We start from the raw sequence: 23,967 nt of genomic DNA on the forward strand, positions 1-23,967 counted from the left end.
CCTCAATTCTCAGGCTTAAAAAACCACGCCCGCTTGGAAAATCACGTTCGCGTACGGTGTGCATTCACCGGTTCGAACCACTGCGCGACTTTGCTCTGTGCGTGCTTTAAAAGCCTCGTGCGAAACGTATTTGATTTCAATCGATTTGCCCGTTTCCTCACTCTCTTTGCTCAACTCTTTAAGCAGTGCTTCATGAAGAACAGGACTGACATCGGAAAATTCTTCTGCAATGATGACCCCTTCAATCTGTGACTCAGACAAAATCACGCGAACGGTATCAAGAAAACTTGGTACGCCATGCGTTAGCGCCAAATCGATACGCTGTACATGATCAGGAATCGGCAGCCCCGCGTCACAAATCGTGATTTCATCGGTGTGGCCTAGCGTTGCCACTAAGTAAGAAATATCTGAGTTAATAAGGGTACTTTTTTTCATCTCATCGACCTTTCGGTTACACGTTCATACAACAATGAGTGCCTGTTTTAGGAAATTTTAATTATTAACAGAAAACTCATCGAAACGTTTCGATGCAATAATAAGACGCTTGCGAGATTTCACCAGTCACCGATCGGTAAGGTGTGAGAATGATCCGTGATTTTTCCAACTAAGAGAAAGAAAAGGCCGACCAAGTCACACTTTACTCATCGAAACGTTTCGATGGGCATTTTTAAAGCCCACAAAAACCCTACGGTTTGTGCCCGCGAAAGCAGAAATACGTCCAATTACTGAGAAAGTCTCTAGTTAACGGGAAGGAAATCTGCCACATCATCACATTTCTAAAATGGTTGTCTGATTTTCGAGAACACCCACCTTACAATCTGGTTACAATTTGCAAAAAATATATCATCCGTTCAGTACCGTTTAGGTAAGCAACGTTTGTAGGGACACAAACGGAAGTCGAAGAACCATAATGAAATTAAGCAATCGAGTTATCTTGCTTGTCGCACCCGTGATCATTTTGAGTGCGCTGGTATCGAGTTACATCATCTATAGCATTCAAAAAGTAACACTCATCAAGCGCGAAGATAGCTACATACAACTTCAGATGGAAAAACTGGCGGGGCAATTTCGACAAGCCAATATTTTTCTTAACAGCTATGCGTACACGCTGAGTAAAAGTGATGTGCTGCAGGACTATTTTATCAATCACGACAACCCCTACCGTGAGCGAGTACTTTTTAGCCGCCTAGATGAAACCGCTGATGTCCTGAGCCATGGTTATAAAGGTGATGCGAGCATGGCGATCCTCGACGGCAAGCAAAATCTGCTTTATTACACCGAAAACCAATATTACGAATCGTCCGGCGTTGTTGACCCAAAGGTGCTGGAGTACATAGCGACCAGCTTCGCGGCTCGTGGTGAATACAGCCACACAGGGTTCATTTATAACTCCAGTGGCCAAAGCATCTTGTTGCGATACGAACTCATTGATAAACGAACAGGCGCACCGCCAGTTAGCTTCGATCCTAGCAACGTGTTTTTTGTTGTCGTGTCCGTATCTTTAGAAGTGTTTAACGACATCAAACACGACGTCGAATTCGATACTCATAGTGTGATTACGTTTGCCGATAAACCCATTTATCTAGACATCCCTCTTGCGCAAACCATTGAACTTCTGCCCCACTTTTATGCGGTGCTCTCCCCTGCGGAGTATCTGATGTGGAACAAAGTGGACAAAGTATGGCTAGAGCTTGCACTTTCTTTTGGTATCGCGGCATTTTGTACCATAACGCTGATCGTCTTAGTGCTCTATCGTTACGTTTTGCATCCAGTCTCTCGCCTCGATAAACAACTCAGCGAGCTAGAATCGAATCAGCGAGACAACATCGAAAAGCTCGGAACCAATGATGAAATTGGCCGTCTTTCATCACGCTTTTTTGATATGTACGAAGAGCTCAACGTCATTTACAAAAAGACCAAACGTCTCGCAGAAACTGATCACCTTACTCAGCTGGCAAACCGTCATCGATTCCACCAACTTGCCACGCGTGAACTAGCCTCGCCACCTTCTCATTTGTGGGTGATTTATGTCGATCTGGATAACTTCAAGTACGTGAACGATAAATATGGCCATGAACTTGGCGACAACCTGCTAAAGGTCTTCTCGACTCACATTAAAAACGCCTGTCAAAAGTTCTCTCAGCAATACGACAGCCCTTGTTTTGGCGCGCGTTTATCTGGTGATGAGTTCGCCATTCTACTCAGCTCCAATAAAGACGTGGGCAGCATCCCAGATTTACTCGCCAAAGAACTATTAAAACCAATTAGCAACCTCAGCCAAACTTGGGCGAACGCCTTCCCGGTGACCGCCAGTGTTGGCATCGCTCAGTACCCGCAAGATGGGCAAGACATCGCGAAACTGTTGTCCAATGCAGACGCAGCAATGTACCAAGCCAAACGTGCTGGAAAAAATCAGTACGCGTACTATTCAGCAGAGCTAAATTTGGAATCTCAGCGACGCAGTCAGATCGAACGTGCACTGCGTAAAAGCAACGTTGAAGATGAGTTTAGGCTTGTGTTTCAACCTTACATGAATAACAAAGACAACGAAATTGAAGGCTTGGAAGTGCTTCTACGTTGGGACTCTGAAGGCTTGGGGCCAGTGCCACCAACCGAATTTATTCCAATCGCCGAGCAAGCTGGGTTGTTTGACAGAATAGACCGTTGGGTGTTTGCCAATGCAACCGAGGAATACCATCATTTAAGAAGCATTTTTGGCAAAGACATTGTCCTGTCCATCAACCTTTCATCGGCCGAATTAAACTCGTTAGAAATGGCGCAATTTATTCATAAACACGTAACGAGAAATGGCATCAAACCAGAATGTATCGAACTAGAAATTACCGAGACGTTTGCCGCGGAACAGCAAGGCACGGCATTGCTTGATGAGCTTTCGAAACTGGGTTATCGACTTGCTATTGATGATTTCGGCTCTGGCTACACGTCGCTCACTCAACTTGTTCAATATCCAGTACAAAAGATTAAGTTTGACCGAGAATTTCTACTGACGTTGATGAATACCAATAATGGACACGTGATCAAACCGATCATTGAGCTGTGCCATGCTCAAAACAAAACCGTGACCGCCGAAGGCATTGAACACGACGTTATGCACAAATGGTTGTCCGCTTATCGATGTGATTTCATGCAAGGATACTTGTTCGGAAAGCCAATGGACAAAGAGCAACTTAGCTTGTGGTGGAAATCGGCCAACGATGACAATCGATTCTCTCAGCCGCTTACAACCAAACTCGCGGCTGAGGGTGGAATTTGAAGGTAAAGAATCGATAATGTTTACTTTGACGAACTCATAAAAAAGCAGCACTTAATGTGCTGCTTTTCGTATTCTCACCCTATTGCATGCGCTTAAGCATGTTGAGCGTAATGGTTGCTGAGTTATCTGCCGTCGCTTTTTTCAGCTCAGAATAAACCACATCAGCAGAACCATCCGCTTTGTCGGAAATCGTGCGGATGACAACGTACGGAACCTTAAAGGCGGTTGCAACTTGTCCCAATGCTGCACCTTCCATTTCGACGGCTATCGCGTTGAACTCTTGGTAGATGCCCGTGACTTTTACTTTACTGGCGATAAATTGGTCACCAGAAGCAATGATGCCTCGGAACACACTCTCTTTGCCTAACGTCTCCACCGCTGCTTCATACGCGTAATTTTGTAGCGCTTTGTCAGCATAAAAGTAACGCTCTTGATAGTCCGGTAATAACCCTTTCGGTTTGTTGAATGCGGTTAAATCAACGTCATGATGTACAGTACGAGTAGAAATAACCACGTCCAATGGATCAAGTTTCGGGTCACTTGCTCCTGCTATACCAGTAAAAATCAGTTGGTTCACACCAAAAGATTCAATCAGCAAAGTGGTCGTCATCGCAGCATTGACTTTGCCAACACCAGATTGCGTTACCACGACGGATTTACCCTCAAGCTCACCGATATAAAAAGTGTGGTTCGCAACTTTTTTGATTTGTTGATTCTGAATTTTTGGCAGCAGAGCTTCAACCTCCACATCCATCGCGCCAACAATACCTATCGTTGATGCAGCAAATGTAGGAAGTGAAAACGCGGCAAGAATGAAAACAAGAGATTTCTTAAACATACGAGTCCTGAAGTGTAGCAATGCGCCGCCCTTTTGCGACGCGCCACACATTATATACCCTTGAGATTTAAAGGGGGAATATTCCGTACGCTATCAGTCAAAACAATCAGCAATGAGACAAGGTGAGCTTCTCTACAACCTCAGTTTTTGGGTTCTTGACTTGTCGGGACTCGCAGTTTCGTTGAAATCGTAGGCATAAAAAATTCGCAAGCTATCCTAGTTGCGCAGGTAGGATGTCCCCAAGCGCCACATATATCCTGATCGCTTGATTTCACTCTCGTGAATTGTCGGCATTGACCACATTTATTCGTCATTAATTCTTCTCCCTGAAAATGATCTTATTGATAAGCAAGCGGTCGTTAAGCGTAATTCTATAACGCGATAACGACCTCAACTAGCCAAATTAGTGTTTAGAAACTAACACAATGTTCTGAGTGAAGATTTGACTTATAACCGTACTTTGCTCAAAAAATTTAAGAAACAAATTCAGAGAAGACAAAATAATATTTTATCCAGACCACAATTTTTATTTATCGAATAAAAATAATTTAAAAAAATGAAACTAATTCCGTTTCAACTTGTCTTAACCGAACATTAATTCATTTATAATAAAAGTCTAATTGCTTATTCAGTTCATAAAAAGAAAACATAAAAATAATGGCTACCCATCACTTTCGTTTTTCCTTATATAAAATTGCCTGATTTAGAGTTTCCATTCGTTCCATATCCGTACCTTATAAAACTCATCATCACATTTTTTTCACTTTTTTCAGTTGGAGTGAAACGCTCAGATGAAGAGCTGTTTATCTATCTTTCCGTTCTACATCCTTTATTCTACTTATAAAACTGTAATCACAACGATAAGAGACAGCCCCTTAAGTAACGCGGCGTTTAGAGCTGGATCACAGAGTAAACTTTTTGTCCTCCGCTCATGGTTCTAATAAATACTTTGAAATTAAAAGATATTTTCCACATCCATTTAATTAAACATTGTTTTTTAACTTTACTCTATCAAAAATATTGCTAAACACAGTTTTATTAATTAGCGAAATCGGCTAGTATTTACGTCGAAGTTTTTCAAAAGCAACGATTAACTTATTAATATTAAGCAGTTTCAATTGGTTAGACAGAACCCTTGAAACTTAATGGAATCCCAACATTACGTGCTTTTGTGCATAATAAGAAACATTGGGAATATAATTATATTGATGTGCAAGTTGTTTTAACGAGTGCATGAAGCAATCGATAAATTTGTAACACCAAAGAGTTTTTATTTAGTCAAAATGAAAAAGTTATTTTTATTGTTGATATGGACATGTTTGTCGGTATCTCCTTTTGCAATGGCGCAACACCCAAATAGCAAGGCAGAGAACCGCGTATCCCAACAAGTTATTGAAAAAACATATAAAGAAGCCAAACTCAATGGCGTCATCGACTTTAAACTGTTTCGCGATGCCTTCATCGCCTACCAAAAAACACCAGATAGAAAGAAGTCGATACTAACCATTATTGATTACAGCAAACCATCGACCGAAAAACGTTTTTATGTTGTGGACGTAAACAAAAAGAAGCTGATCTACAACACTTACGTGGCTCATGGTGTGAATAGCGGAAAGAAAACAGCAACGCAGTTTTCGAACGTCGTGAATTCTCGCAAAACATCACTTGGCACGTTTTTAACAGACACAACATACTACGGTTCTAACGGCTATTCACTGCGACTAGATGGTCTTAGCTCTGGCCTTAATGACAAAGCTCGCGAGCGCTACATCGTTGTACACGGCGCAGACTATGCGAACCCTTCTTTCATTAAAAAGAACGGTTACTTGGGACGCAGTTGGGGTTGCCCAGCGTTACCTCAAAAGCTGTCACGCGAAATCATTGACACGATTAAAGGTGGCAGCGTGATCTACGCCAGCGCGTAAACCACGCAGCACACCAATACTAAGGGAGCCTAGCTCCCTTTTTTGTTGCCTGATGTTCTCACAAGTCGCGGGTAAAATCGCATGTCGAGCAGAACAACGCCAATATTTGTGTAATCTTTGAGAGTCAATCACGTCATGAATCTATTAGCGCTTTTTCAGGTGTTGGTTAGATTCGCTTAAAACACTGTTCATTCCTGTTTCGTCTCGTTAGTATACGCACAATTGGTCACTTACCGACTGATGTATTGCCCAAGTCTATACCCACTGACGTTTAGGATTGTTTTTTGCGTTATCTTCTTCGTATTTTATTTGTGCTGACACTGTCCATGCTCTCTGGGCATTTGTATGCAGCGCACCACAATACAAATCACGTGACGTCAGAACGCCTCGACAAACTCGTGCAATCTGATTTTCAATCCGTAGTCAACGCCCCACACTCAGAAGCACAACAACACTATTGGAGTTCTGATGGGTTTGAGCGCCACATCAAGCGAGACTTGTTCGCTCTGGTGAGTTACCGCCGAACGTCTACTGATGACGGATCGCTCTCCCTCAGCTTTGAATCTGAATACCATCTACTTGTCGCGTTTTTGCCTCCTCCATTAAAAGAGTTAGCGTGGCAAACTATTCCGTTGCCTTCTGATAGCTATGGCATGTTAAAAAACCAACGTTCTCTCTATCGTTTATCAGGGCGGAAAGAGGCGAATTTACTGTACGTGTTTAAACACGGCCGCGAATCGATCATCACAGTTTGATACCACAAAGAAAAACAAGGAAGCATGTCACACCAGGCATGGATGTCCTCAAATTTATCTGATCTGATTCGAGGTCTATTTATGAAAAAATTCACAGCAGCAGCGTTAACGGCCCTACTTTTCACTGCAGTACCAACATTTGCAAATACAGACACAAACGCGGACAAAATGACAAACGAAACGCTATTGGAATGCGCAAATGCTTCCAATGCTCGTAACGCGATACCAGAGCACCGAGCCGTTTTTCGTCATTACTTGATGTCTGAACGTGGTTACAGCTTTAGCCAACTCTCTTCCACCGAAACCGAGTTTAAAGCACAAGACAACAACGATTCTGAGATAGAACAGTTCTATCAAACACAGTGTAAAGATGTTGGTGAGCAGCTCTACCGCGTGGGCTACTGACACCAGCGAGAATGAAGAACTCGCTAAAGGGTTAACCGTTCCAAAAACAAAAGGCGCATTCTCTGCGCCTTTTGCTTACATCAATATCCTAGTTACACATGAGTGAACCATTGTTAAGAGAGCTGAGACGCCGCCTTAGATTTAAACCGCGCTTTGCGCACCTTGAGGATCACAAAACTCATCACAGCAATAGTAAGAGTAATCACTGGCGCAGCCATTAACCCCATCGTCACCATCTTGCTGATATTCTCCGGAAGCAAAGGCAGGAGCATGCCAAAGCCGCACAGTAATAACGTCCACAATATGGCGCTCAGCCATGCAAAGTAATGGAACTTCGACACGCGTTTCACACGTAATCCCATCATCAATGGCAAAAGCGAACGCACCACCGGAATGAAACGCGCGCAAAACAATGCAATTAAGCCATGTTTACCCAAAAGAACATCGACTTGTTCGAGTCTTTTCTGTGGAACAGCATTCACCCAGCCTTGAACTTTAGGTAGGCGGTTTAGCCATTTTCCTTGCAAGTATGCCGCCCAACTTCCTAAGCCCGCACTCACAATAATCACCAACATGATGGCAATAGGATCAAGCACGCCTACCGCCGCAAGTGTGCCAGACAACACCACTACACTATCGCACGGAAATGGCGCAGCAGGAATAAAACCACTTTCCAAAAAGATTAATGTCGCCACGACAATATAAATAATCCCTGCACTTCCTGGCGCCATAAGTGCAGAAAAGTCTTGATGCCAAAAGGCAAGCAAGACGCCCATCATTGAATCAAACATAAAAAAGCTCCTAAACATCACTAAATAACAACAAGGTAGATGCTTAGAACTATCGAGCGTGAATAAACCGATAGATAAGATTAGAGCCTAACCCATCTCCAATTTGATATTTTGAATGAGAGAAGTCTTTCGCAAGACCAAGGAAAGCCGTCAGACCCGCGTTCAAATATGGCGTTTCTGATAAAGCGCGGTTCCAATGAGGAGCCAACGTTTCGAACCAACCGATATCGAGCTCATCAAGATCTGATTTTGAATCATGAACTCGCAGTGCATTGCGATTTAACAGGCTAGCAAACGAATGAAAAGGTGGTGCTAGTGGCGTTTCGGAAAATTGTGCGTCTTCATCATAAAACACACTGCCGACGGTGTAGTGGTGAGTAGTTTCAGGCGACGTTGATTCTTGACCAACAGAAACCGCCAATAAGCTCAGAAATAGCCCGAAAAAGCTAATAAGAAGAGCACGCACAACGTTCACCTACATCACAGTAATACGTACTTTTAACTCTGAGGGCGAGAATTTGCAATCGAAATTCTCGCCTCGTGGTTTTAGCCACTCAGTTTGATATAATTGAGGACTTAGTTCTTGCCATATGGGTAGTTTTCGAACATTTTCGCCACTTCTTCTGTGATCAAATTTTCCCTTTTCTCAGTACTCATTGATTCGGTTAACTTGCGGCTTGAAACGCCTTTCCACACAACTTGGTTCGCCTTACTATCCACCAGCTCTACCACTAACTTCCCGTATTTGCGTTCTTTATATCGTTCAGGGCTTGATGTAATCACACCAAAGCTGTTCCATCCATAACCGACGCTAAAAGAAGAACCAGACGCTACCAACTCCGACTCCTCAACGATATCGTGATGAACGTATAAATCACCACCACTTGCAACTCGAGAAAGCCCCTTCGATTCCAGTTGAGCAGCCAAACCTTGTTCTATACGGCGTCCATCGATACTTGCTGGAGCATCATTTTGAGTACCAAAATCAAACGTTTTGTAAGAAGCGAAGTCCGCTTGTTTATCCACGTCTGTTGTTACTGTCGTACAAGCGGCCATCAAAAGCGCCATTGCCCCAATTGTTACTGTTTTCCACATACGCGCTCTCCTCGTTTTTTTACTTATACGGCTGACAATAAAGTTGTGTCATTTCAATATTGAGTCTTGACCATGAATGATAAGTGTTCAATGTCAGGTGATGATTAAACCATCAAATGGATTGACGATTAATGAGCCAGCTCTGTCACATAACGGTGTCATTTTCGTCGAGCATCATCAGGAAGCCATTTACGTTCATCGAAAGCGTATTTTTTCACCAAGAAGACAATTTTTTATACAACTGACAAGCGACTGATGAAAAAAGACTTTTCTTTTGAAATCAATGTGGCATATTAGCTGAGTCCTATCGATGCGCGGGCATCGTATAATGGCTATTACCTCAGCCTTCCAAGCTGATGATGCGGGTTCGATTCCCGCTGCCCGCTCCAATATCTACTCCCAAAAAATTCTTTTCTAAGTTACTCAGTTGAATCCGAAGGCGGAGCAAACAAACAGCGCCAACGTTGTTGCCATGTTAAATTTGGTCGACGTACCTCGTTGAACATATCTTTCCATTCTGCAAACGTCACCTTGATTGGGTTGAAGCTGTTTACCGGTTTAGAAATGCCATAACGAACCGTTTCTATTTCTGGTTCAAAAGTGCCAAACATTCGATCCCAGATAATCAAAACGCCTGCGTAATTTTTATCAATATATTGACGATTGATCCCGTGATGCACTCGGTGGTGAGACGGCGTGTTGAATACCCACTCCAGTGGGCCAAGTGAACGAATCGACTGCGTGTGCACAAAGAACTGCAAACCTAGATTCAACAACACCACGAATACTACCCATTTAGGGTCAAAACCAATAATGACCAAAGGTAGCCAGAACAGCCACATCCCCGCCAACGGGTACATCAAGCTTTGGCGAAACGCCGTACTAAAATTCATTCTTTCTGAACTGTGATGCACCACATGTGCCGCCCACATCCAACGAATACGATGGCTAGCACGGTGGAACCAGTAATAGAAAAAGTCTTGCAGCAACATAAGAAGCAAGAAGGCCGATACACTCATTTCGATATCAAATAATCGCCAATCAAACATCCACAAGTAGAAATGCGCAATCAGCAACCCCGTTAAAATATCAGCAGCTTGATGTAATCCTGCCAACACAAAGTTACACGCCACTTCCGGCAGATAATATTGTGCGCTGTCAGGCAGTTTACCTCGACGCTGTCCCAAACCGTATTCCGCGGCGATGCAGAGAAAAAAGATAGGAGCCAAAGCCATAAGCAAGAGCTCCGGTCGTTCCATGATTTGTGACCAATCCATTGTCTTATCTACCATTTTGCGTAGTGATCTTCCGTTAAACCCACAACACCGTCTAGTTCGTGCTTACTGCCATTGCCATCCACAACAAACCCTGAAAAGTGGCCGATATATTGACGAAAGTTACTTTTCAAAAACCAGAAGTTCTTTTTCTCAGAACGTTGATTGATAGGCTCAAACACTAAGTCTACGCAACCATCTTCGGAGGTGATGCGCCAATCCGTACGTGGATTCTGACGTGAAAATTGAAACTGCACCGGATTAAGCAAATGCCTTTCACCATCCACCCACAGTACATTTTCACAAAACCCGGTTTCGTTTACGCCAGCGGCGAGGTTGAGACCCAAGCTTTTGTCGCCATCTTTATGGTTGATACTCGCCCAGCGCCAGCTCGTTTCCCTTCGCATGTAACCCGCCGAGAAATCATAACCCGCTGCAACCTGTGACAGGTCTTGCTCTTCACCCAGAATAAATAGATTTCCTGTTACCGTCATCGCGTTGTGTTTTTGCGTATACGTCCATCCGGAGTAACCCGTTGGCGTAGAGAGCATAAGAGGTAAACTTTGTGGCTGTGGATGCAGTGTAATGTTGGCGTTAACGGAAGGCGTCACAAACTGAACATGCCACTGCCCCTCCTCAATAGAGAACTGAATTGTATTGTTCGCGAGATGTGCTTTGCTCAACCAGCTCGATGGTTGAGTCTGATAACCAAGCTGACAAGGTTTAAGCCATTGCTGCTCGGTGAGTGCATTGCGCTTAATATCGAACAAATAACAAAATCCGGAAGCCAAATAGCGAATATCGGCAATAGCAATCCCGACGACATAGTCAGGGGTCACGAGAGACACGAACTGGAACTGCTTGTAATCGAAATGTTTTCGCCACTTCGATACAGGATTGTCCATCTCATTGAGATATTGAAATGACTCTAAATCGAGTGATCTTGGAATCGCCGACAAGTGCCCAAAAACCGGCATACCATCTTGCTGAATAAATGAGTCCAAAGGCTTAATTACGTCCATGATTCTGACTTGGCTAATCACACATGGATCGATATTAACATTAATTTAACAACAAACGAGTTGCGCGACTGCACAACAATCACGCATTTAAGGCAGACAACGAAGCAATAGTGTGAAACAGGTCACTCATATCCCATCACTATCACTGCGATTTAGAGTTTTAGCTTGGCTGTAGAGCATTAATCAGAATGAAGAATATTGGTTACGATCTCCGTTTTCACCGAATTCGCGATAAAACAGTTTTCATGCGCCATGTGATGCATTTTTTCCAATTGCTCATAGCTTGGCTGCTTATCACCAGAAAATACAACTTTCGGATTTAACACCACTCTCGAAACCCACTCTTTCCCATTTTCACCAACGGTCAACTCCCCTTCAGCTGCATCAACATAAGAGTCGATAACATAACGACGCTTTGCTGCAATCGAAAGGAAAACCAACATATGGCAACTAGAAAGTGCCGCAACAAACGCCTCTTCGGGATCGACGTTTTCTTCTACCGACAGCGGCAACGGAACAACATGAGGAGATGGCGAAGCAGGAACTAACAAACCGCCATCAAAGCGCCAAGTGTGCGCTCGACTGTATTGATTATCGCTAAAGATTTCATTGGCCTGGCGTTGCCACGTTATTAATGCCGTGTGCTTACTCATACTCATTCCCTGATTGTTGAGTGGTGTAGTAAATCACAGCTCAATACGGAAAGAAAACAGACACTGAGTGAAATGAGCGAACAGCCACTTCAAAGCACCTGTTCTGAGTTTTGTTGCGCTTTTACTAACTCATCTCTCAAACGGTGTCCTTGATGAATATTCACTTGGAGGCGATTGATCAACATCTGTAGCTGTTCAATCGCTGGCACTTGGTTCATTTTTAACTGTGTTTCGAGTTCCAGCGCTTGGCTAGCCAGTATCTTCAGCCCTAAATTCAACGCCATTCCCTTGGTCGTATGCATCGTCAATTTGAGAGAGTCGAAATCGCTCTGCATAAAGTTTTCAATCAGGTCATCAACCGCCAGTTCAAAATCGGTGATGATGCTATTGAGCAGATCAAGTAACTCATTCGGATGTTCTTTGAGGGACGCCAACATTTCGGAGTTCGACAGTTCCTCTTCCGTCAGCCTCAAGTTTTCAATCGGCTTACGTTGCAGTTGCAATACATTGCTCGCTGGCGATACCTCTTCAGTTTGTTTCACTTTGAGCCTCGCACTGAATTGCTTCAAAGCGTCAGCAAAACTTTCCCTTTGCAGAGGCTTGGTTAGGACATGATCGGCACCTGCCGCGATAAAGTGGTCATGGGCCTCACGAAAGACATCCGCAGTATAGGCAAACAGCAACGTCTTTACCCCTAGCTTTTCGCGAATAAAACGAGTCGCTTCGACACCATTCATCTCTGGCATGTGATTATCCATCAAGATAAGGTCATAATCGTTGTCGCGTGCCTTTTCTACAGCAACCAGCCCGTTTTCTGCGACATCCACTGCGTGCCCTAACTTTTCGCAAAAGCCTTTCGCCACCAAAGCATTTACGCGGTTATCTTCTGCCAACAAAATGCGCAAGTTCTGAGTGCTTCGGGTTTGAACTGGCGTATGCTGCGGGCTAGGTTTTTCGCTCTCATTCCATGGTATCGGCAAAGTGACAATAAACTGCGTGCCGACCCCTACTACGCTCTTTAAGGTAATAGAACCACCCATAAGCTCAGTGAGCTTTTTAACGATGGCCAACCCTAAACCCGTTCCTCCAAACCTTCTTGTAGTTGAAGAATCTGCTTGCTCGAAGGAGTTAAATACTCGCCCTTGTTTATCGGGCGCGATACCGATCCCCGTATCACTAACGATGATCAACAGCTGTTTGTCTTCACCATTTAACTCGGTACGAATCAGTACGTGCCCTTCATTGGTAAACTTCACGGCGTTACCCGCCAAATTAAACAAAATTTGGCGAAGTCGAGCACAATCGCCTGTGAACTCGGTGTTGTTCGGAACGTCGTTCTCAACAATCAGCTCAATGCTTTTTTCATCAATTAACGGTTGTATGGCGCTGCAAACCGGAGTTAAGACTTGCTCAAGATGAAACGGGGCCTCTTCCAGTTCTAGCTTATTTTCCTCAACTTTAGAAAAGTCCAAGATGTCGTTGAGGATAGTCATTAAATGCTGCCCTGAATCCAGAATCACCTTAATGTGCTCTTTGGTGACGGGCTCTTTGGTTTCCTCTGCAATCAACTGAGAAATCCCGAGCACACCATTCATTGGCGTTCTTAATTCGTGACTCATTGCAGCAAGAAAGCTGGATTTAGCCTTCGCCGCTCGCTCTGCTTTGTCCGTCTCGGCTTCCAACTCCGAGTTAAGCTGCTTCAAGTTGTGCATTCGGTATTGCAGTTGATACAAGAACGACCCGACTAACAACATCACTGCGACAAACACAAACAGCCAAGTGAAGCGCGCCTCATTTTGGGCGAGATCAAGAAGTGAGTGCTCGGCCTCTTCCACAAACACAAAGTAATTGTGATCCAGTAGCTCATTGGTCAACAGCTCGATTTTTTTATCGCTTTCATGTAAGCGCCCCAAAAAGTTCGCGCCACTTTCGCTTTGCTCCCCACTTTGATTCACTAAGTCGCGGCTAAAAAACTCGACGTAATGTTTATCTAATTGCGTTTCACCAATGTGCGTCGAAAACTCCTCTTCATAGATGTCCAACAGCATCAGCAAGGCATATTGATTTTCGACTTGTACCCCAATCAACATGTCTAATTGCGAAGTGGTTTGAATAACCCGTTGCTCAAACTTGGCTAACGTCTGTTGTATTTTCTGGCGGTTGGGTGAGATGGGAAACCAAACGGCATTATCGAAGGTATCAGCCAATTTTTCCGCTTCAACTTCAATATCAACCAACGATTTAGTGAGCTCGAAGTTCTTTCGCTCCTTGATGGCATACTGATTCACGATCACATCGCGTTCTTCAATCAGCTGATGGCCGACCTCAGAAAGCGCGCTATGAAGTTGTTGCGTACTCTTGGAGTTAATGTGAGCCATGTAGGCAAAGGTGCACGCCACCAGCATCGCAATAAATAAGCATGAATTGACCAACCTAAACTTATTCATTTTCCAGCACCTCTAAAATTACTGGCCTTGGGGCGCTGAGTGACGTCAAGAACGCTTCGATGTCTTCGATGTTGCTATCACTCATCGTAATACCAAGCTGCGTTTGCGACATGATTTGAATCGCCTCAGCAAGGGTGGTCACTTGCCCGTTATGAAAATACGGCCCCGTTAATGCGACGTTTCTTAAACTGGCAACACGGAAATAATACCCTTCATCCCCTTCCGTTGTGAGTAAATGGCGACCTGTGTCTTTCTGCACGGGTTTATGCTCAAAGTAAGCGAAGCGTTGAATCATCGCGCCGCCAACATTTTTCCCTTGATGACATTGTACGCACCCAGCTTTCTGGAAGGTTTTCCAACCGCGCTTCGCTTTCTCATTCAAAACATGCGTGTAACCCAATAAGTAGGCATCAAACGGCGCGCCTGGAGTTTCAAGCCCTTTAACAAACTCAACAATGGACGCTTTGATGTTGTCGATAGAAATTGGCAGGTTTCCAGCGCGTTTAAACAGCGCTTGATACTGCTCGTTGTTTTGAACGTAGCTTTCAATCTTCGGCCAGTTGGAGTCCATTTCTAACGGGTCGTGAATTGGGCCATCCATTTGAGAGACTAACGTATTCGACGAGCCATCCCATAACAGTCGGTAATTCAGTGACGCATTAAAAACCGTGATCGCGTTTCGTATTCCTGCCCCTTTTACACCTGCTGCTACGGCTGTGTTTTGCGCGCCATTCGTTTGTAGATTGTGGCAACTTTCACAACTGACTTTACCATTCGATGACAAGTTGGGATCTCTAAATAAATGCCAACCAATCCGCGCTAACTTAACGTCGACGACCGGATCGCCCTCGATAGGCAAAACAAGTTCGACTTCTGCTTTTGCAACACTGACGGATGATGCGGTACAAACGAATAGCACGGCGGCACCCCATTTGATAGCTGTACTCAGCCTCATAACTTGAACTTCCTATAACGCCCTAATTATGAACCTAGTTGCAAATGCGATTTTTTGCCATTTTCAGGCGAGAGTAAAAGGTATGATTTTGTTTCGTATAAAGCTCAAGAGGGAGAGAGATAAAAACAGACAGAGCGAGTCCAATAGAATTCGAACTCGCGTCCGGAAGGCAATAGAGCGTGGCTAGTTGATGAAGGCAAGCAGGCGATAAAACCAAGTGACTTCACCGTAAGCAATCAAATCAAAGATGGTGAAGAAGATGACACAGATGATGGCCAATTTGACCAAGCGTTGAACTATAAACATCACAATTTCCTGTTGTTTTTTCGCAGTTTACTACGTCAACAGGCGAATGAAAAACGGATGCTTGTATCAAGGCGTGTTAAACAATCAACAAAATTTTTTGCAAAAAATGACGTGCTAGAAGCGCTGTTATCTAAGCGATTGTACTATCTACTTTTTTATTAATTTACTGCTCGTTTTGCTTAAAAAGCAATCGGTTAACTAACTGTATAACCTAGATAAGCGAGCGAAAATGGATGTCGACAAGTTGGACGAGCATCAACTATTTCAAATATGATATGTCGTACACTTTTTTAAAACTAATACTTATAACTATTTTTTAATGCAAACACCTCGCTTGTTTAACTTAAATCTTCGCTACAAGACTGCCTTGTATTTCTCGCTCGGTCTGCTCGGGATGATAATTAGTTTTCTTTTTATCAGCCGATACTTTTTCCTGTACAGCTTAGATGAGTTGGAAAACATGGAAATTGACCACTCAAGTCAGCAAGCTATAGCCGTAATTGACATGATGGTGACTCAGCAAGAAGGAAGTTCCTATGATTGGGCTTACTGGGATGAGACCTATGACCTTTTCGCACACCGTGACATCGCAAGTTACAGCGAACGCAACTTATATGTCGAAACCCTTGATGCGCTGAACCTCGATTTGATGTCGTTTATCACACTGGATGGGCAGTCCTTAGTGTCATTGAGTCGTGAAAACACACCAGAGTCTTCATCCTCACTAAACAATAAAGTCGTGTCCGTGCCACTCCTCCAACAGCATATTTTGGCGATGAACAGTAAGCTTGATGTTCACCGCGAAAGTTTGGCGGGCATATTTAAGATCAATGACAACATTTGGGGGTTGAGCTTAGCGCCGGTTCGCAACAGCGAAGGAGATCGTCCTTCGAACGGCTGGATGCTTTGGGGACGCAATCTGTCTGAGCGTTTCCCTGGCGACTTTAAAGCGATGATGTCTGCCAACAATACGCTCGTGACCAAGTCGTTTAATCCTGTCGATCATGCCAAAACTAAAAGCATCGATAAAACCTCAGAGTCCATCATCAAATGGACCCCAATCAGCGATCTCGCGGGTGAGCCGATTGCGTGGTTGAAAACACAAACCAAACGCGAACACTATTCAAAAGGTAATACGCTCTTTATTTACCTCTTTGCGACGGTTGGGGTGGTAGCGTCAGTCATTGCTACCAGCACGTTTTTCATCTTCAAAAGAAAGGTGGCAACACGCTTTAGCCACTTTGCAGAAGGCATTAACGAAATCGCCTCCCAATATCAGCTTGAAGGTTTGCAGTCCGTAAAGTTCGATGAGTTAGAACTCGCGACAAAGCTTGTGCAAAAGCTCTCTGAAAACACGTCTATGACTCAGTTACAACTGAAAGACTCCATGGAGAAATTCGGCGCACTTTACCACAGCTCATCGTTAGGCATGCTGATCGTTATTGAACGTGAAATCGTCGACGCCAACCATCGAGCGCTTGAACTACTGAGTTATAAAAAGTCCGACCTTCTTGAGCAGCCATTAGACTCGCTCTGCCCTACGACTGCTGATGAGTGTCGTGTTGATGCAATGTATCGAGAGCTTCAACATGGCCGCAATCAGTTTGAAGCACAGATGCTAGACAGCCATGGCGAAACCATCGATTGTTTAATAGAAGCAACACTGATTCAGCACAACGGGCACACCGCCTTGATGCTGCTGTTGCAAGATTTGAGTGAAAACAAACAACAAGCTGAGATGATTCAAAAGCTGACCGATTTTGATCCTGTGTCCGGCTTTTGTAATCGCCCGGTAATCTTAGGTGCACTTGAAGAGTTGGTGAAACACCAGCCGAATCACTTCTCGTTCATCTACATAACAAGTAAGAGCCTCAAGCAAATCGCTGAAGTGTACGGACACCTGATCTTTGATGAGGCGATCCAGTACATCTCGACTTTGTTGCGCGACCATTTGGGTACTCACCAAATTGGTCGGATTAGTGAGCATGAGTTCATCGTCATTCTTCCCAACGCAAGCGGTCACAGCGACGCGTTGGAAGCGGCAAACCGACTGTTAAATCAGCTCTCTTACAAAATCGAACTCTCTGGGATTATGTTGTCGCTCGACAGCAAAGCCGTGATGGTTGACCCTAAAATCACCCACCAATCCCTTGAGCACCTATTGCTTGTAGCTCGTTACTCTGCGCAGTCAATGAGCGGTCGTCACATGCATGAAGTGTTGGTCGCTGATGGTGAATTATCTGAGCAGGCAGAAACGTCGATGATCATCCATCGCGACTTAGAAGTAGCGATTCGACAAGACAACATCATTCCTTATTTTCAACCAATCGTGAACGCGAAATCAGGTGAAATCATTGGCTTTGAAGCATTGGCTCGATGGCCGCATCCAACGCTCGGCATTATCTCGCCGTTGATCTTTATTCCGCTTGCAGAGCAAGGGAAACTAATTGTTGAACTTGGAGAATCCATCCTCAATCAGTCTTGCGATTTTATCGGCAAACTGAACACAAAGAGACACAGCCAAGGCTTGCCGCCACTGACGGTGCACGTCAACCTGAGTGCGCAGCATTTCTACCATTCACGGCTGATTTCATTCCTGCAAACCATGATTGAAGAGCACAACATCTCTGCAGGTCATTTGGTGCTAGAAATCACCGAAAGTATGCTGATGGGCGGCGAAACGGAATCCATCCACTGCATCAACGAAATCAAACAACTGGGCGTACAACTGGCGCTGGATGATTTTGGTACGGGCTACGCATCATTCAGCAGCGTGTGCAACTTCCCTCTAGACATCGTCAAACTCGACAAATCGTACGTGGATGAAATTGAAACCAACGACCGAGCCAAAACGCTCGTGCGAAACATTGCCAATATGTCGCAAGAGTTAGGATTAACCATCGTCGCAGAAGGGGTCGAGACGGCCAGCCAAGTCCGCAAACTAAAAGTGTGGAATATAGATGAGTTACAAGGTTTCTACTTCTATAAACCGATGACTCGAGAAGACGCATTCGCTCAGTTTTCTGGCTTGCCCCACTGTTAATCTCGCTCCCCCTCCCAAGGCAAAGCCCTTTTTTGTTCCCCAATCTCTCTGCTTCTTGCCACGTAAGACTCAGTATTGCATCGCACTGATGATCGAACACGGTTTCAACCCGATATAAATGTCTGCGTATATACTTTAAACAAGGTTTTCAATAAGTCCCTGTCACCGGACAAGGAGGACTGCATGAAACGGACATGGATATGGCTACTACCGCTGCTTCTATTTGCTGGCCAAACACTGGCAAATACGGTTTGGATTGTGCCCGTAAAAGGGGCAATTGGCCCAGCCAACAGTGACTACCTCACTAGGGAAATTGAACAAGCTCAAATCAACGGCGTGAGCCTAGTGATTCTCAAAATGGATACCCCTGGCGGGCTAGATAGCGCGATGAGAGACATTATTCACGCCATTACAACCTCGACCACACCGATTGCGACTTGGGTTGGGCCTTCAGGCTCTAGAGCCGCGAGCGCGGGCACTTACATTCTGCTTGCCAGCCACGTTGCGGCAATGGCAGAAGCGACCAACCTAGGCGCAGCAACACCTGTCGCCATAGGTGGTGCACCACAAGCGCCCTCTTCTGATGACGGCAAAGACAAAGAAGCCTCGGATGAAAACAAACCCAATGCAGAAAAGAGCGGCGATCAAGTTCCGGCTAAAACCGCCATGGAGAAAAAGGTCATCAATGACGCAAAAGCCTACATTAAAGGGCTCGCAAAATTACATGACCGCAATGCACAATGGGCAGAAAAAGCCGTCAGTGAAGCCGCCAGTTTAGACGCAGAAGAAGCCTTAGAACTCAATGTCATTGATGTCATCGCCAACTCGCCAGAAGAGTTGGTCACCGCGATAAACGGTAAATCCGTCAAGGTGAACAATCTCCCCATGACATTGTCACTCGAGAATCCCATTTGGGTTGAAAGAACACCGGACTGGCGTGCAGAAATGCTTGCGGTGATCACCAATCCTAATGTCGCCTACATTCTAATGCTCATCGGCATTTACGGCCTATTACTCGAGTTTTATAACCCCGGAGTGGGTTTACCCGGTGTGCTTGGCGGCATCTGCTTACTGCTTGCGATGTACGCACTGCAAATGATGCCCGTCAACTACGCAGGTTTAGGGCTGCTGCTACTCGGTATCGCGCTCATGATTGCCGAAGCCTTTAGCCCAAGCTTTGGCATTTTAGGCTTGGGCGGCGTAGTAGCATTTGTGCTTGGTTCAATATTCCTGATGGACAGCGAGCTCCCGGGCTTCCAAATTGCCCTACCGTTGATTTTCGGTATCGCCATTTTCTCTATCGCGTTGATTCTTCTCACTATTGGTTTCTTACTCAGGATTCGAGGAAAAGGCGTCACCACAGGTTTAGAGACCTACCCCGGTAAACATGCCATTGTGAGTGACGACTTCATCGACGGACAAGGCCGCGTGCAGTTTGAAGGTGCATTTTGGCAAGCGAAGACCGAACAAGATCAAGAACTCAAACAAGGTGAATCGGTCACCATTGTTCATGTTAAAGGGCTAACCTTAACGGTGAAGCCCAATGACCGCCCTAAAGAATAGGAGGCGTTTATGATGCTCTACACTGTTGCTGTGATCGTGGTGCTGCTGTTCGCATTAGCGACACAAATGTTTAAGGTTCTGCGCGAGTACGAACGAGGCGTAGTGTTCTTTCTGGGGCGATTTCAAGAAGTAAAAGGCCCGGGCTTGATCATTTTGATTCCTTTCATCCAACAAATGGTTCGTGTTGATCTGCGAACCATTGTGCTGGATGTGCCAACACAAGATTTGATCACCAAAGATAACGTCTCTGTGCGCGTTAACGCGGTGGTGTATTTTCGCGTGGTTGACCCACAAATGGCAATCAACAATATTGAAAGTTACAGCGATGCCACCAGCCAGTTAGCACAAACGACGCTACGCTCGGTGCTGGGCCAACACGAGTTGGATGAACTGCTATCCGAACGAGAACGACTCAACAAGGATTTACAATCCATACTCGATCAACAAACCGACGATTGGGGCATTAAAATCTCCACCGTCGAAGTCAAACACGTCGATTTGAACGACAGCATGGTTCGCGCGCTGGCTCGCCAAGCCGAAGCTGAACGTAACCGCCGAGCCAAAGTGATTCACGCAACGGGTGAATTGGAAGCGTCGAACAAGCTGAAAGAAGCCGCAGAAATGCTAAACGAAGCGCCAAACGCGCTGCAATTACGCTATATGCAGACCTTAACCGAAATTACGACGGACAAAACCTCAACCATCATCTTCCCAATGCCAATTAATTTGGTCGAAGCGGTGACGGACATTGCCAACGCCGTTAAAAAGAATCAGGGGCAGGATAAAGAAGAATAGCCACATTAATTTTCAAATAAGGGCGGAAGCGGCTTGGGTTTAACTTGAGCGGACTTAGTTTGGTCTCGTTGAGTTTGGTGTAAACAGTAAGGCCGCTTCTTCATATTAGATATCACAAACCTTTCGATCACTGATCCGTGTCGGATTTACTTGGCGGTGTACCACATTCGCGTTTCATGATTTCCAGACCCGATTTAAAACAAGCGCGCCATGCCTTTTCAACGTCGGAGTTGTACTCATAATCACACTCTTGTACTGTTTCCAATAAGCTTTCAAACCAAATATCAATGTCTTCGGGTTTGATACCAATGTTATCGATACCGTGCTTTTTGCCATACTTTTCCATCATTTTTCGCGCATCAGAAGACGTGTCTGTCATCATAAAAAAGACGATCGAACCTTTGAGCATACGAACTTGCTTTTGCATATCTACGCCTTCAAATTTCTGCCGAAAGCTCTTTCCTTTCGACCAAAACTTGGCATAAAACCGCTCGAAGAAGTGCTCACTGAGAACACAACGCTCGTAACTGTCGTTGAAAACCTCAATCACATTCATGACCACTCCAAACGAAAACCAGAGTACAACTCATATTTTATGAGTGTAATTTAATATCTCAAACAAGGGGCAAGCGAATATCTCAAAGCTTGTAATTTTGGCCAAGAAACAGCAAAGACCACGTTCTCTACGCAGAGTTTGAAACATCACTCCCAAGTTCTCTGTTCGATTTTCAACAAAAAGTTAAAAGTGATTTAAATAAAAGCCATCTTATCAATTGCTGGTTATTCGGTACTATGAACTCACTTTCGAGGTACGCGTGGTTGTCGAAGCTAAAAGCGGCCGATATAAAACTGAATAACGAGGATAAAAACGTGTCTCATCAAATCATTAAAGATCTAAACAGCCGCTACACAGCGAAAAAATACGACGCAGAAAAACGCATTTCTCAAGAAGATATGGCCATCATCAAAGAAGCCATTCGTCTGTCTGCATCGTCAATTAACTCGCAACCATGGAAATTCATCGTGATTGAAAGTGATGAAGCGAAACAACGCTTCCACAGCACGTTCGCGAACAAACACCAATTTAACCAACCCCACGCAACCACGGCGTCGCACACTATCCTTCTTGCTTACGATCCTAAGTTCACAAAAGAGAAGTTTGCAAAACGCGTGGATGCCGAAGTCACTTCAGGTCACCTACCAGCAGATATGTACAACACCTTTATGGGCGCATACGCATTTGCCGAAGCGAACACCGATGAAAATGGCTTCAACGGTCATTGGACTAAGGCGCAAGTTTACATCGCACTGGGTAACCTACTGCACACATTAGCGCGCCTTGGTATTGACTCCACTCCAATGGAAGGCGTTGATCCTGAGCTGATTGGCGAAGAATTTAAAGACGAGTTGGAAGGCCACGTTTGTGAAGTTGCGCTGGCGATCGGTTACCACAAAGATGGTGAAGACTACAATCACGGTTTACCTAAAGCGCGTATGGCATTGGATGATGTTATCACCACGCTATAAAAGCTGATTGAAATCATCATTGTTGAATGAACAAGCCGCACATTGATGTGCGGCTTGTTTGTTTTGAGTGTAATTTGAGTTGAGTATCGCTTTCAGTTCAGACGTTTATCTCAACTAAGCCACTTGCTCGGATTTAAAATTACCAAGCAGCGCGTCATACAACTCGTGATCACTCAACACACCAACCAACTTGTCATCTTCCACCAGCAACAGAGGCTGGTTACTGCGCTGCTTAAGCTCTATCGCTTCGCGCATGCTGATGTTCGGGCTAACCTGAACCAGAGAGTTAGATTCGACATCATCAAGGTTCGATGATTCGCTTACCCACTGAATCAGCGACTGTTCAGAGTTCGGCAAACTCAGGCCTTTCGACTCTTGCGTCACCCAAATTTCTTTATCAGGACAAATAAGCACACGCTCTTTTTCACGTACCAAAGCATCACTCGACTTCATTAGAGAACGACCTTTAAGCACATTCAGAGGATTCGTGTGGGCAACGAAGTCCGCCACATAATCGGTTTCTGGTGCCAGAATGATCTGCTCTGGTTTGCCATGCTGAATGAGTTTACCCGATTCCATAATGGCAATGTTGTTACCAATTTTAAGTGCTTCATCTAAGTCATGACTTACGAACAAAATCGTTTTGTTCAGCTTTTCTTGCAGCAGAATCAGTTCATCTTGAAGTTGTGCACGAATCAGTGGGTCAAGTGCTGAAAACGGTTCATCCATGAGAAGAATGTCCGTATCCATCGCAAACGCACGAGCCAAGCCCACGCGCTGCTGCATACCGCCAGAAAGCTCATGCGGGAACTTACTCTCCCATTCTGACAAACCAACCATTTCTAACTGTTCACGTGCTTTTGCACGGCGCGCTGCTTTACCTATACCTTGCATTTCAAGGCCAAATGCCACGTTATCCAGTACCGTTAGCCAAGGCATCAGAGCAAACTTCTGGAACACCATCGACACTCGATGAGTACGTAGATGACGAAGCGTCTGCTCATTACAGTTAGCAAGCTCTACCATATCGTCGCCATCTTGAATTTTCAGCGAACCACGAGAAATATCATTGAGCCCGTTCACGGTGCGAAGCAAGCTGGATTTTCCAGAACCAGACAAACCCATCAATACACAGATTTCACCACGTTTGACCGTTAGAGAAACATTATCAACACCAACGACCTGACCGGTTTCGTCGATGATCTCCTGACGAGACTTACCTTGACCCAGCAAAGCCAAAGCTTGTGATTGCTGCTGACCAAACACCACATCAAGATTTTCAATAGTAATAGCGTCCAT

At 44.7% G+C, this 23,967-nt stretch carries 21 protein-coding genes and 1 tRNA gene; 9 read left to right on the forward strand and 13 right to left on the reverse strand.

What is annotated here, in order from left to right; genetic code table 11:
- Positions 1-15 precede the first annotated feature (15 nt).
- Positions 16-435 carry a D-ribose pyranase gene (gene rbsD / locus OU793_RS05115; RefSeq protein ID WP_015313345.1) on the reverse strand — a complete coding sequence of 140 codons (420 nt, stop codon included), beginning with the start codon at positions 433-435 and terminating at the stop codon, positions 16-18.
- Between the two features lie 475 nt (positions 436-910).
- Here rbsD and OU793_RS05120 point away from each other — a divergent pair, with 475 nt between their 5' ends.
- Entirely contained in the window at positions 911-3,274 is a 2,364-nt protein-coding gene (locus OU793_RS05120; protein WP_140103451.1) for an EAL domain-containing protein, read from the forward strand.
- 79 nt (positions 3,275-3,353) lie between these two features.
- Here OU793_RS05120 and OU793_RS05125 read toward each other — a convergent pair whose 3' ends face one another.
- Positions 3,354-4,112, reverse strand: a complete 759-nt coding sequence (locus OU793_RS05125; RefSeq protein WP_024702035.1) for a 5'-methylthioadenosine/adenosylhomocysteine nucleosidase — start codon at positions 4,110-4,112, stop codon at positions 3,354-3,356.
- 1,283 nt (positions 4,113-5,395) lie between these two features.
- On the opposite strand from OU793_RS05125, the gene OU793_RS05130 reads away from it, so the two are divergent.
- The 3 genes from OU793_RS05130 to OU793_RS05140 all read left to right on the forward strand — a co-directional run bounded on the left by OU793_RS05130 (position 5,396) and on the right by OU793_RS05140 (position 7,197).
- Complete coding sequence (locus OU793_RS05130; protein ID WP_005499139.1) at positions 5,396-6,037, forward strand: murein L,D-transpeptidase catalytic domain family protein; 642 nt, start codon at positions 5,396-5,398, stop codon at positions 6,035-6,037.
- 284 nt (positions 6,038-6,321) lie between these two features.
- Complete coding sequence (locus OU793_RS05135; protein WP_140387766.1) at positions 6,322-6,792, forward strand: hypothetical protein; 471 nt, start codon at positions 6,322-6,324, stop codon at positions 6,790-6,792.
- Between the two features lie 81 nt (positions 6,793-6,873).
- Positions 6,874-7,197 (forward strand): hypothetical protein, encoded by a 324-nt coding sequence (locus OU793_RS05140; protein WP_021452262.1) that lies wholly within the window; start codon positions 6,874-6,876, stop codon positions 7,195-7,197.
- Positions 7,198-7,310: 113 nt separating this feature from the next.
- On the opposite strand, the gene OU793_RS05145 is transcribed toward OU793_RS05140, so the two are convergent.
- The 3 genes from OU793_RS05145 to OU793_RS05155 all read right to left on the reverse strand — a co-directional run bounded on the left by OU793_RS05145 (position 7,311) and on the right by OU793_RS05155 (position 9,083).
- Complete coding sequence (locus tag OU793_RS05145) at positions 7,311-7,988, reverse strand: DedA family protein (protein ID WP_005463688.1); 678 nt, start codon at positions 7,986-7,988, stop codon at positions 7,311-7,313.
- 49 nt (positions 7,989-8,037) lie between these two features.
- Positions 8,038-8,454: a hypothetical protein gene (locus OU793_RS05150; protein WP_021484340.1), complete on the reverse strand. Its 417-nt coding sequence runs from the start codon at positions 8,452-8,454 to the stop codon at positions 8,038-8,040.
- Between the two features lie 110 nt (positions 8,455-8,564).
- On the reverse strand, positions 8,565-9,083 hold the full coding sequence (locus OU793_RS05155; protein ID WP_159404355.1) for a DUF4136 domain-containing protein: 519 nt from the start codon (positions 9,081-9,083) through the stop codon (positions 8,565-8,567).
- Positions 9,084-9,397: 314 nt separating this feature from the next.
- On the opposite strand from OU793_RS05155, the gene OU793_RS05160 reads away from it, so the two are divergent.
- A tRNA-Gly gene (locus OU793_RS05160) sits at positions 9,398-9,472 on the forward strand.
- 30 nt (positions 9,473-9,502) lie between these two features.
- Here OU793_RS05160 and OU793_RS05165 read toward each other — a convergent pair.
- The 6 genes from OU793_RS05165 to OU793_RS05190 form a co-directional block, all read right to left on the reverse strand.
- The gene (locus OU793_RS05165; protein WP_021821779.1) at positions 9,503-10,360 is read right to left on the reverse strand and encodes a sterol desaturase family protein; all 858 of its coding nucleotides are present in this window, start codon (positions 10,358-10,360) and stop codon (positions 9,503-9,505) included.
- Positions 10,361-10,368: 8 nt separating this feature from the next.
- A complete protein-coding gene (locus OU793_RS05170; RefSeq protein WP_025576003.1) occupies positions 10,369-11,379 on the reverse strand; it encodes a DUF2804 domain-containing protein in 1,011 nt (336 codons plus the stop codon).
- 179 nt (positions 11,380-11,558) lie between these two features.
- Positions 11,559-12,032: an OsmC family protein gene (locus OU793_RS05175; protein WP_021484460.1), complete on the reverse strand. Its 474-nt coding sequence runs from the start codon at positions 12,030-12,032 to the stop codon at positions 11,559-11,561.
- Positions 12,033-12,121: 89 nt separating this feature from the next.
- Entirely contained in the window at positions 12,122-14,479 is a 2,358-nt protein-coding gene (locus OU793_RS05180) for an ATP-binding protein (protein ID WP_140102967.1), read from the reverse strand.
- Positions 14,472-15,434: a cytochrome-c peroxidase gene (locus OU793_RS05185; protein ID WP_140102968.1), complete on the reverse strand. Its 963-nt coding sequence runs from the start codon at positions 15,432-15,434 to the stop codon at positions 14,472-14,474. Before OU793_RS05185 ends, OU793_RS05180 begins: the two co-directional genes overlap by 8 nt.
- 183 nt (positions 15,435-15,617) lie before the next feature.
- A complete protein-coding gene (locus OU793_RS05190) occupies positions 15,618-15,740 on the reverse strand; it encodes a hypothetical protein (RefSeq protein WP_017447435.1) in 123 nt (40 codons plus the stop codon).
- A 319-nt stretch (positions 15,741-16,059) separates the two neighbouring features.
- On the opposite strand from OU793_RS05190, the gene OU793_RS05195 reads away from it, so the two are divergent.
- The 3 genes from OU793_RS05195 to OU793_RS05205 all read left to right on the forward strand — a co-directional run bounded on the left by OU793_RS05195 (position 16,060) and on the right by OU793_RS05205 (position 21,141).
- Positions 16,060-18,783 (forward strand): EAL domain-containing protein, encoded by a 2,724-nt coding sequence (locus OU793_RS05195; protein ID WP_159404356.1) that lies wholly within the window; start codon positions 16,060-16,062, stop codon positions 18,781-18,783.
- A gap of 183 nt (positions 18,784-18,966) precedes the next feature.
- Positions 18,967-20,346 (forward strand): nodulation protein NfeD, encoded by a 1,380-nt coding sequence (locus OU793_RS05200; protein ID WP_140102969.1) that lies wholly within the window; start codon positions 18,967-18,969, stop codon positions 20,344-20,346.
- A gap of 9 nt (positions 20,347-20,355) precedes the next feature.
- A complete protein-coding gene (locus tag OU793_RS05205; protein ID WP_005463674.1) occupies positions 20,356-21,141 on the forward strand; it encodes a slipin family protein in 786 nt (261 codons plus the stop codon).
- 127 nt (positions 21,142-21,268) lie between these two features.
- Here OU793_RS05205 and OU793_RS05210 read toward each other — a convergent pair whose 3' ends face one another.
- The gene (locus OU793_RS05210) at positions 21,269-21,697 is read right to left on the reverse strand and encodes a globin (protein ID WP_140102970.1); all 429 of its coding nucleotides are present in this window, start codon (positions 21,695-21,697) and stop codon (positions 21,269-21,271) included.
- A 314-nt stretch (positions 21,698-22,011) separates the two neighbouring features.
- Here OU793_RS05210 and OU793_RS05215 point away from each other — a divergent pair, with 314 nt between their 5' ends.
- Positions 22,012-22,668, forward strand: coding sequence for an NAD(P)H-dependent oxidoreductase (locus tag OU793_RS05215; protein WP_005499154.1), 657 nt, complete (start codon positions 22,012-22,014; stop codon positions 22,666-22,668).
- A 114-nt stretch (positions 22,669-22,782) separates the two neighbouring features.
- Here OU793_RS05215 and choV read toward each other — a convergent pair whose 3' ends face one another.
- Positions 22,783-23,967 (reverse strand): choline ABC transporter ATP-binding protein, encoded by a 1,185-nt coding sequence (gene choV / locus OU793_RS05220; RefSeq protein ID WP_140102971.1) that lies wholly within the window; start codon positions 23,965-23,967, stop codon positions 22,783-22,785.

This window comes from Vibrio sp. VP6 (assembly GCF_028823755.1).
Lineage (GTDB): Bacteria > Pseudomonadota > Gammaproteobacteria > Enterobacterales > Vibrionaceae > Vibrio > Vibrio parahaemolyticus.

Excerpts from the sequence above, each read along its gene's own strand:
- rbsD (WP_015313345.1), bottom strand. The coding sequence starts at position 435 with ATGAAAAAAAGTACCCTTATTAACTCAGATATTTCTTACTTAGTGGCA.
- OU793_RS05120 (WP_140103451.1), top strand. The coding sequence starts at position 911 with ATGAAATTAAGCAATCGAGTTATCTTGCTTGTCGCACCCGTGATCATT.
- OU793_RS05125 (WP_024702035.1), bottom strand. The coding sequence starts at position 4,112 with ATGTTTAAGAAATCTCTTGTTTTCATTCTTGCCGCGTTTTCACTTCCT.
- OU793_RS05130 (WP_005499139.1), top strand. The coding sequence starts at position 5,396 with ATGAAAAAGTTATTTTTATTGTTGATATGGACATGTTTGTCGGTATCT.
- OU793_RS05140 (WP_021452262.1), top strand. The coding sequence starts at position 6,874 with ATGAAAAAATTCACAGCAGCAGCGTTAACGGCCCTACTTTTCACTGCA.
- OU793_RS05145 (WP_005463688.1), bottom strand. The coding sequence starts at position 7,988 with ATGTTTGATTCAATGATGGGCGTCTTGCTTGCCTTTTGGCATCAAGAC.
- OU793_RS05155 (WP_159404355.1), bottom strand. The coding sequence starts at position 9,083 with ATGTGGAAAACAGTAACAATTGGGGCAATGGCGCTTTTGATGGCCGCT.
- OU793_RS05165 (WP_021821779.1), bottom strand. The coding sequence starts at position 10,360 with ATGGATTGGTCACAAATCATGGAACGACCGGAGCTCTTGCTTATGGCT.
- OU793_RS05170 (WP_025576003.1), bottom strand. The coding sequence starts at position 11,379 with ATGGACGTAATTAAGCCTTTGGACTCATTTATTCAGCAAGATGGTATG.
- OU793_RS05175 (WP_021484460.1), bottom strand. The coding sequence starts at position 12,032 with ATGAGTAAGCACACGGCATTAATAACGTGGCAACGCCAGGCCAATGAA.
- OU793_RS05180 (WP_140102967.1), bottom strand. The coding sequence starts at position 14,479 with ATGAATAAGTTTAGGTTGGTCAATTCATGCTTATTTATTGCGATGCTG.
- OU793_RS05185 (WP_140102968.1), bottom strand. The coding sequence starts at position 15,434 with ATGAGGCTGAGTACAGCTATCAAATGGGGTGCCGCCGTGCTATTCGTT.
- OU793_RS05190 (WP_017447435.1), bottom strand. The coding sequence starts at position 15,740 with ATGTTTATAGTTCAACGCTTGGTCAAATTGGCCATCATCTGTGTCATC.
- OU793_RS05195 (WP_159404356.1), top strand. The coding sequence starts at position 16,060 with ATGCAAACACCTCGCTTGTTTAACTTAAATCTTCGCTACAAGACTGCC.
- OU793_RS05200 (WP_140102969.1), top strand. The coding sequence starts at position 18,967 with ATGAAACGGACATGGATATGGCTACTACCGCTGCTTCTATTTGCTGGC.
- OU793_RS05205 (WP_005463674.1), top strand. The coding sequence starts at position 20,356 with ATGATGCTCTACACTGTTGCTGTGATCGTGGTGCTGCTGTTCGCATTA.
- OU793_RS05210 (WP_140102970.1), bottom strand. The coding sequence starts at position 21,697 with ATGAATGTGATTGAGGTTTTCAACGACAGTTACGAGCGTTGTGTTCTC.
- choV (WP_140102971.1), bottom strand. The coding sequence starts at position 23,967 with ATGGACGCTATTACTATTGAAAATCTTGATGTGGTGTTTGGTCAGCAG.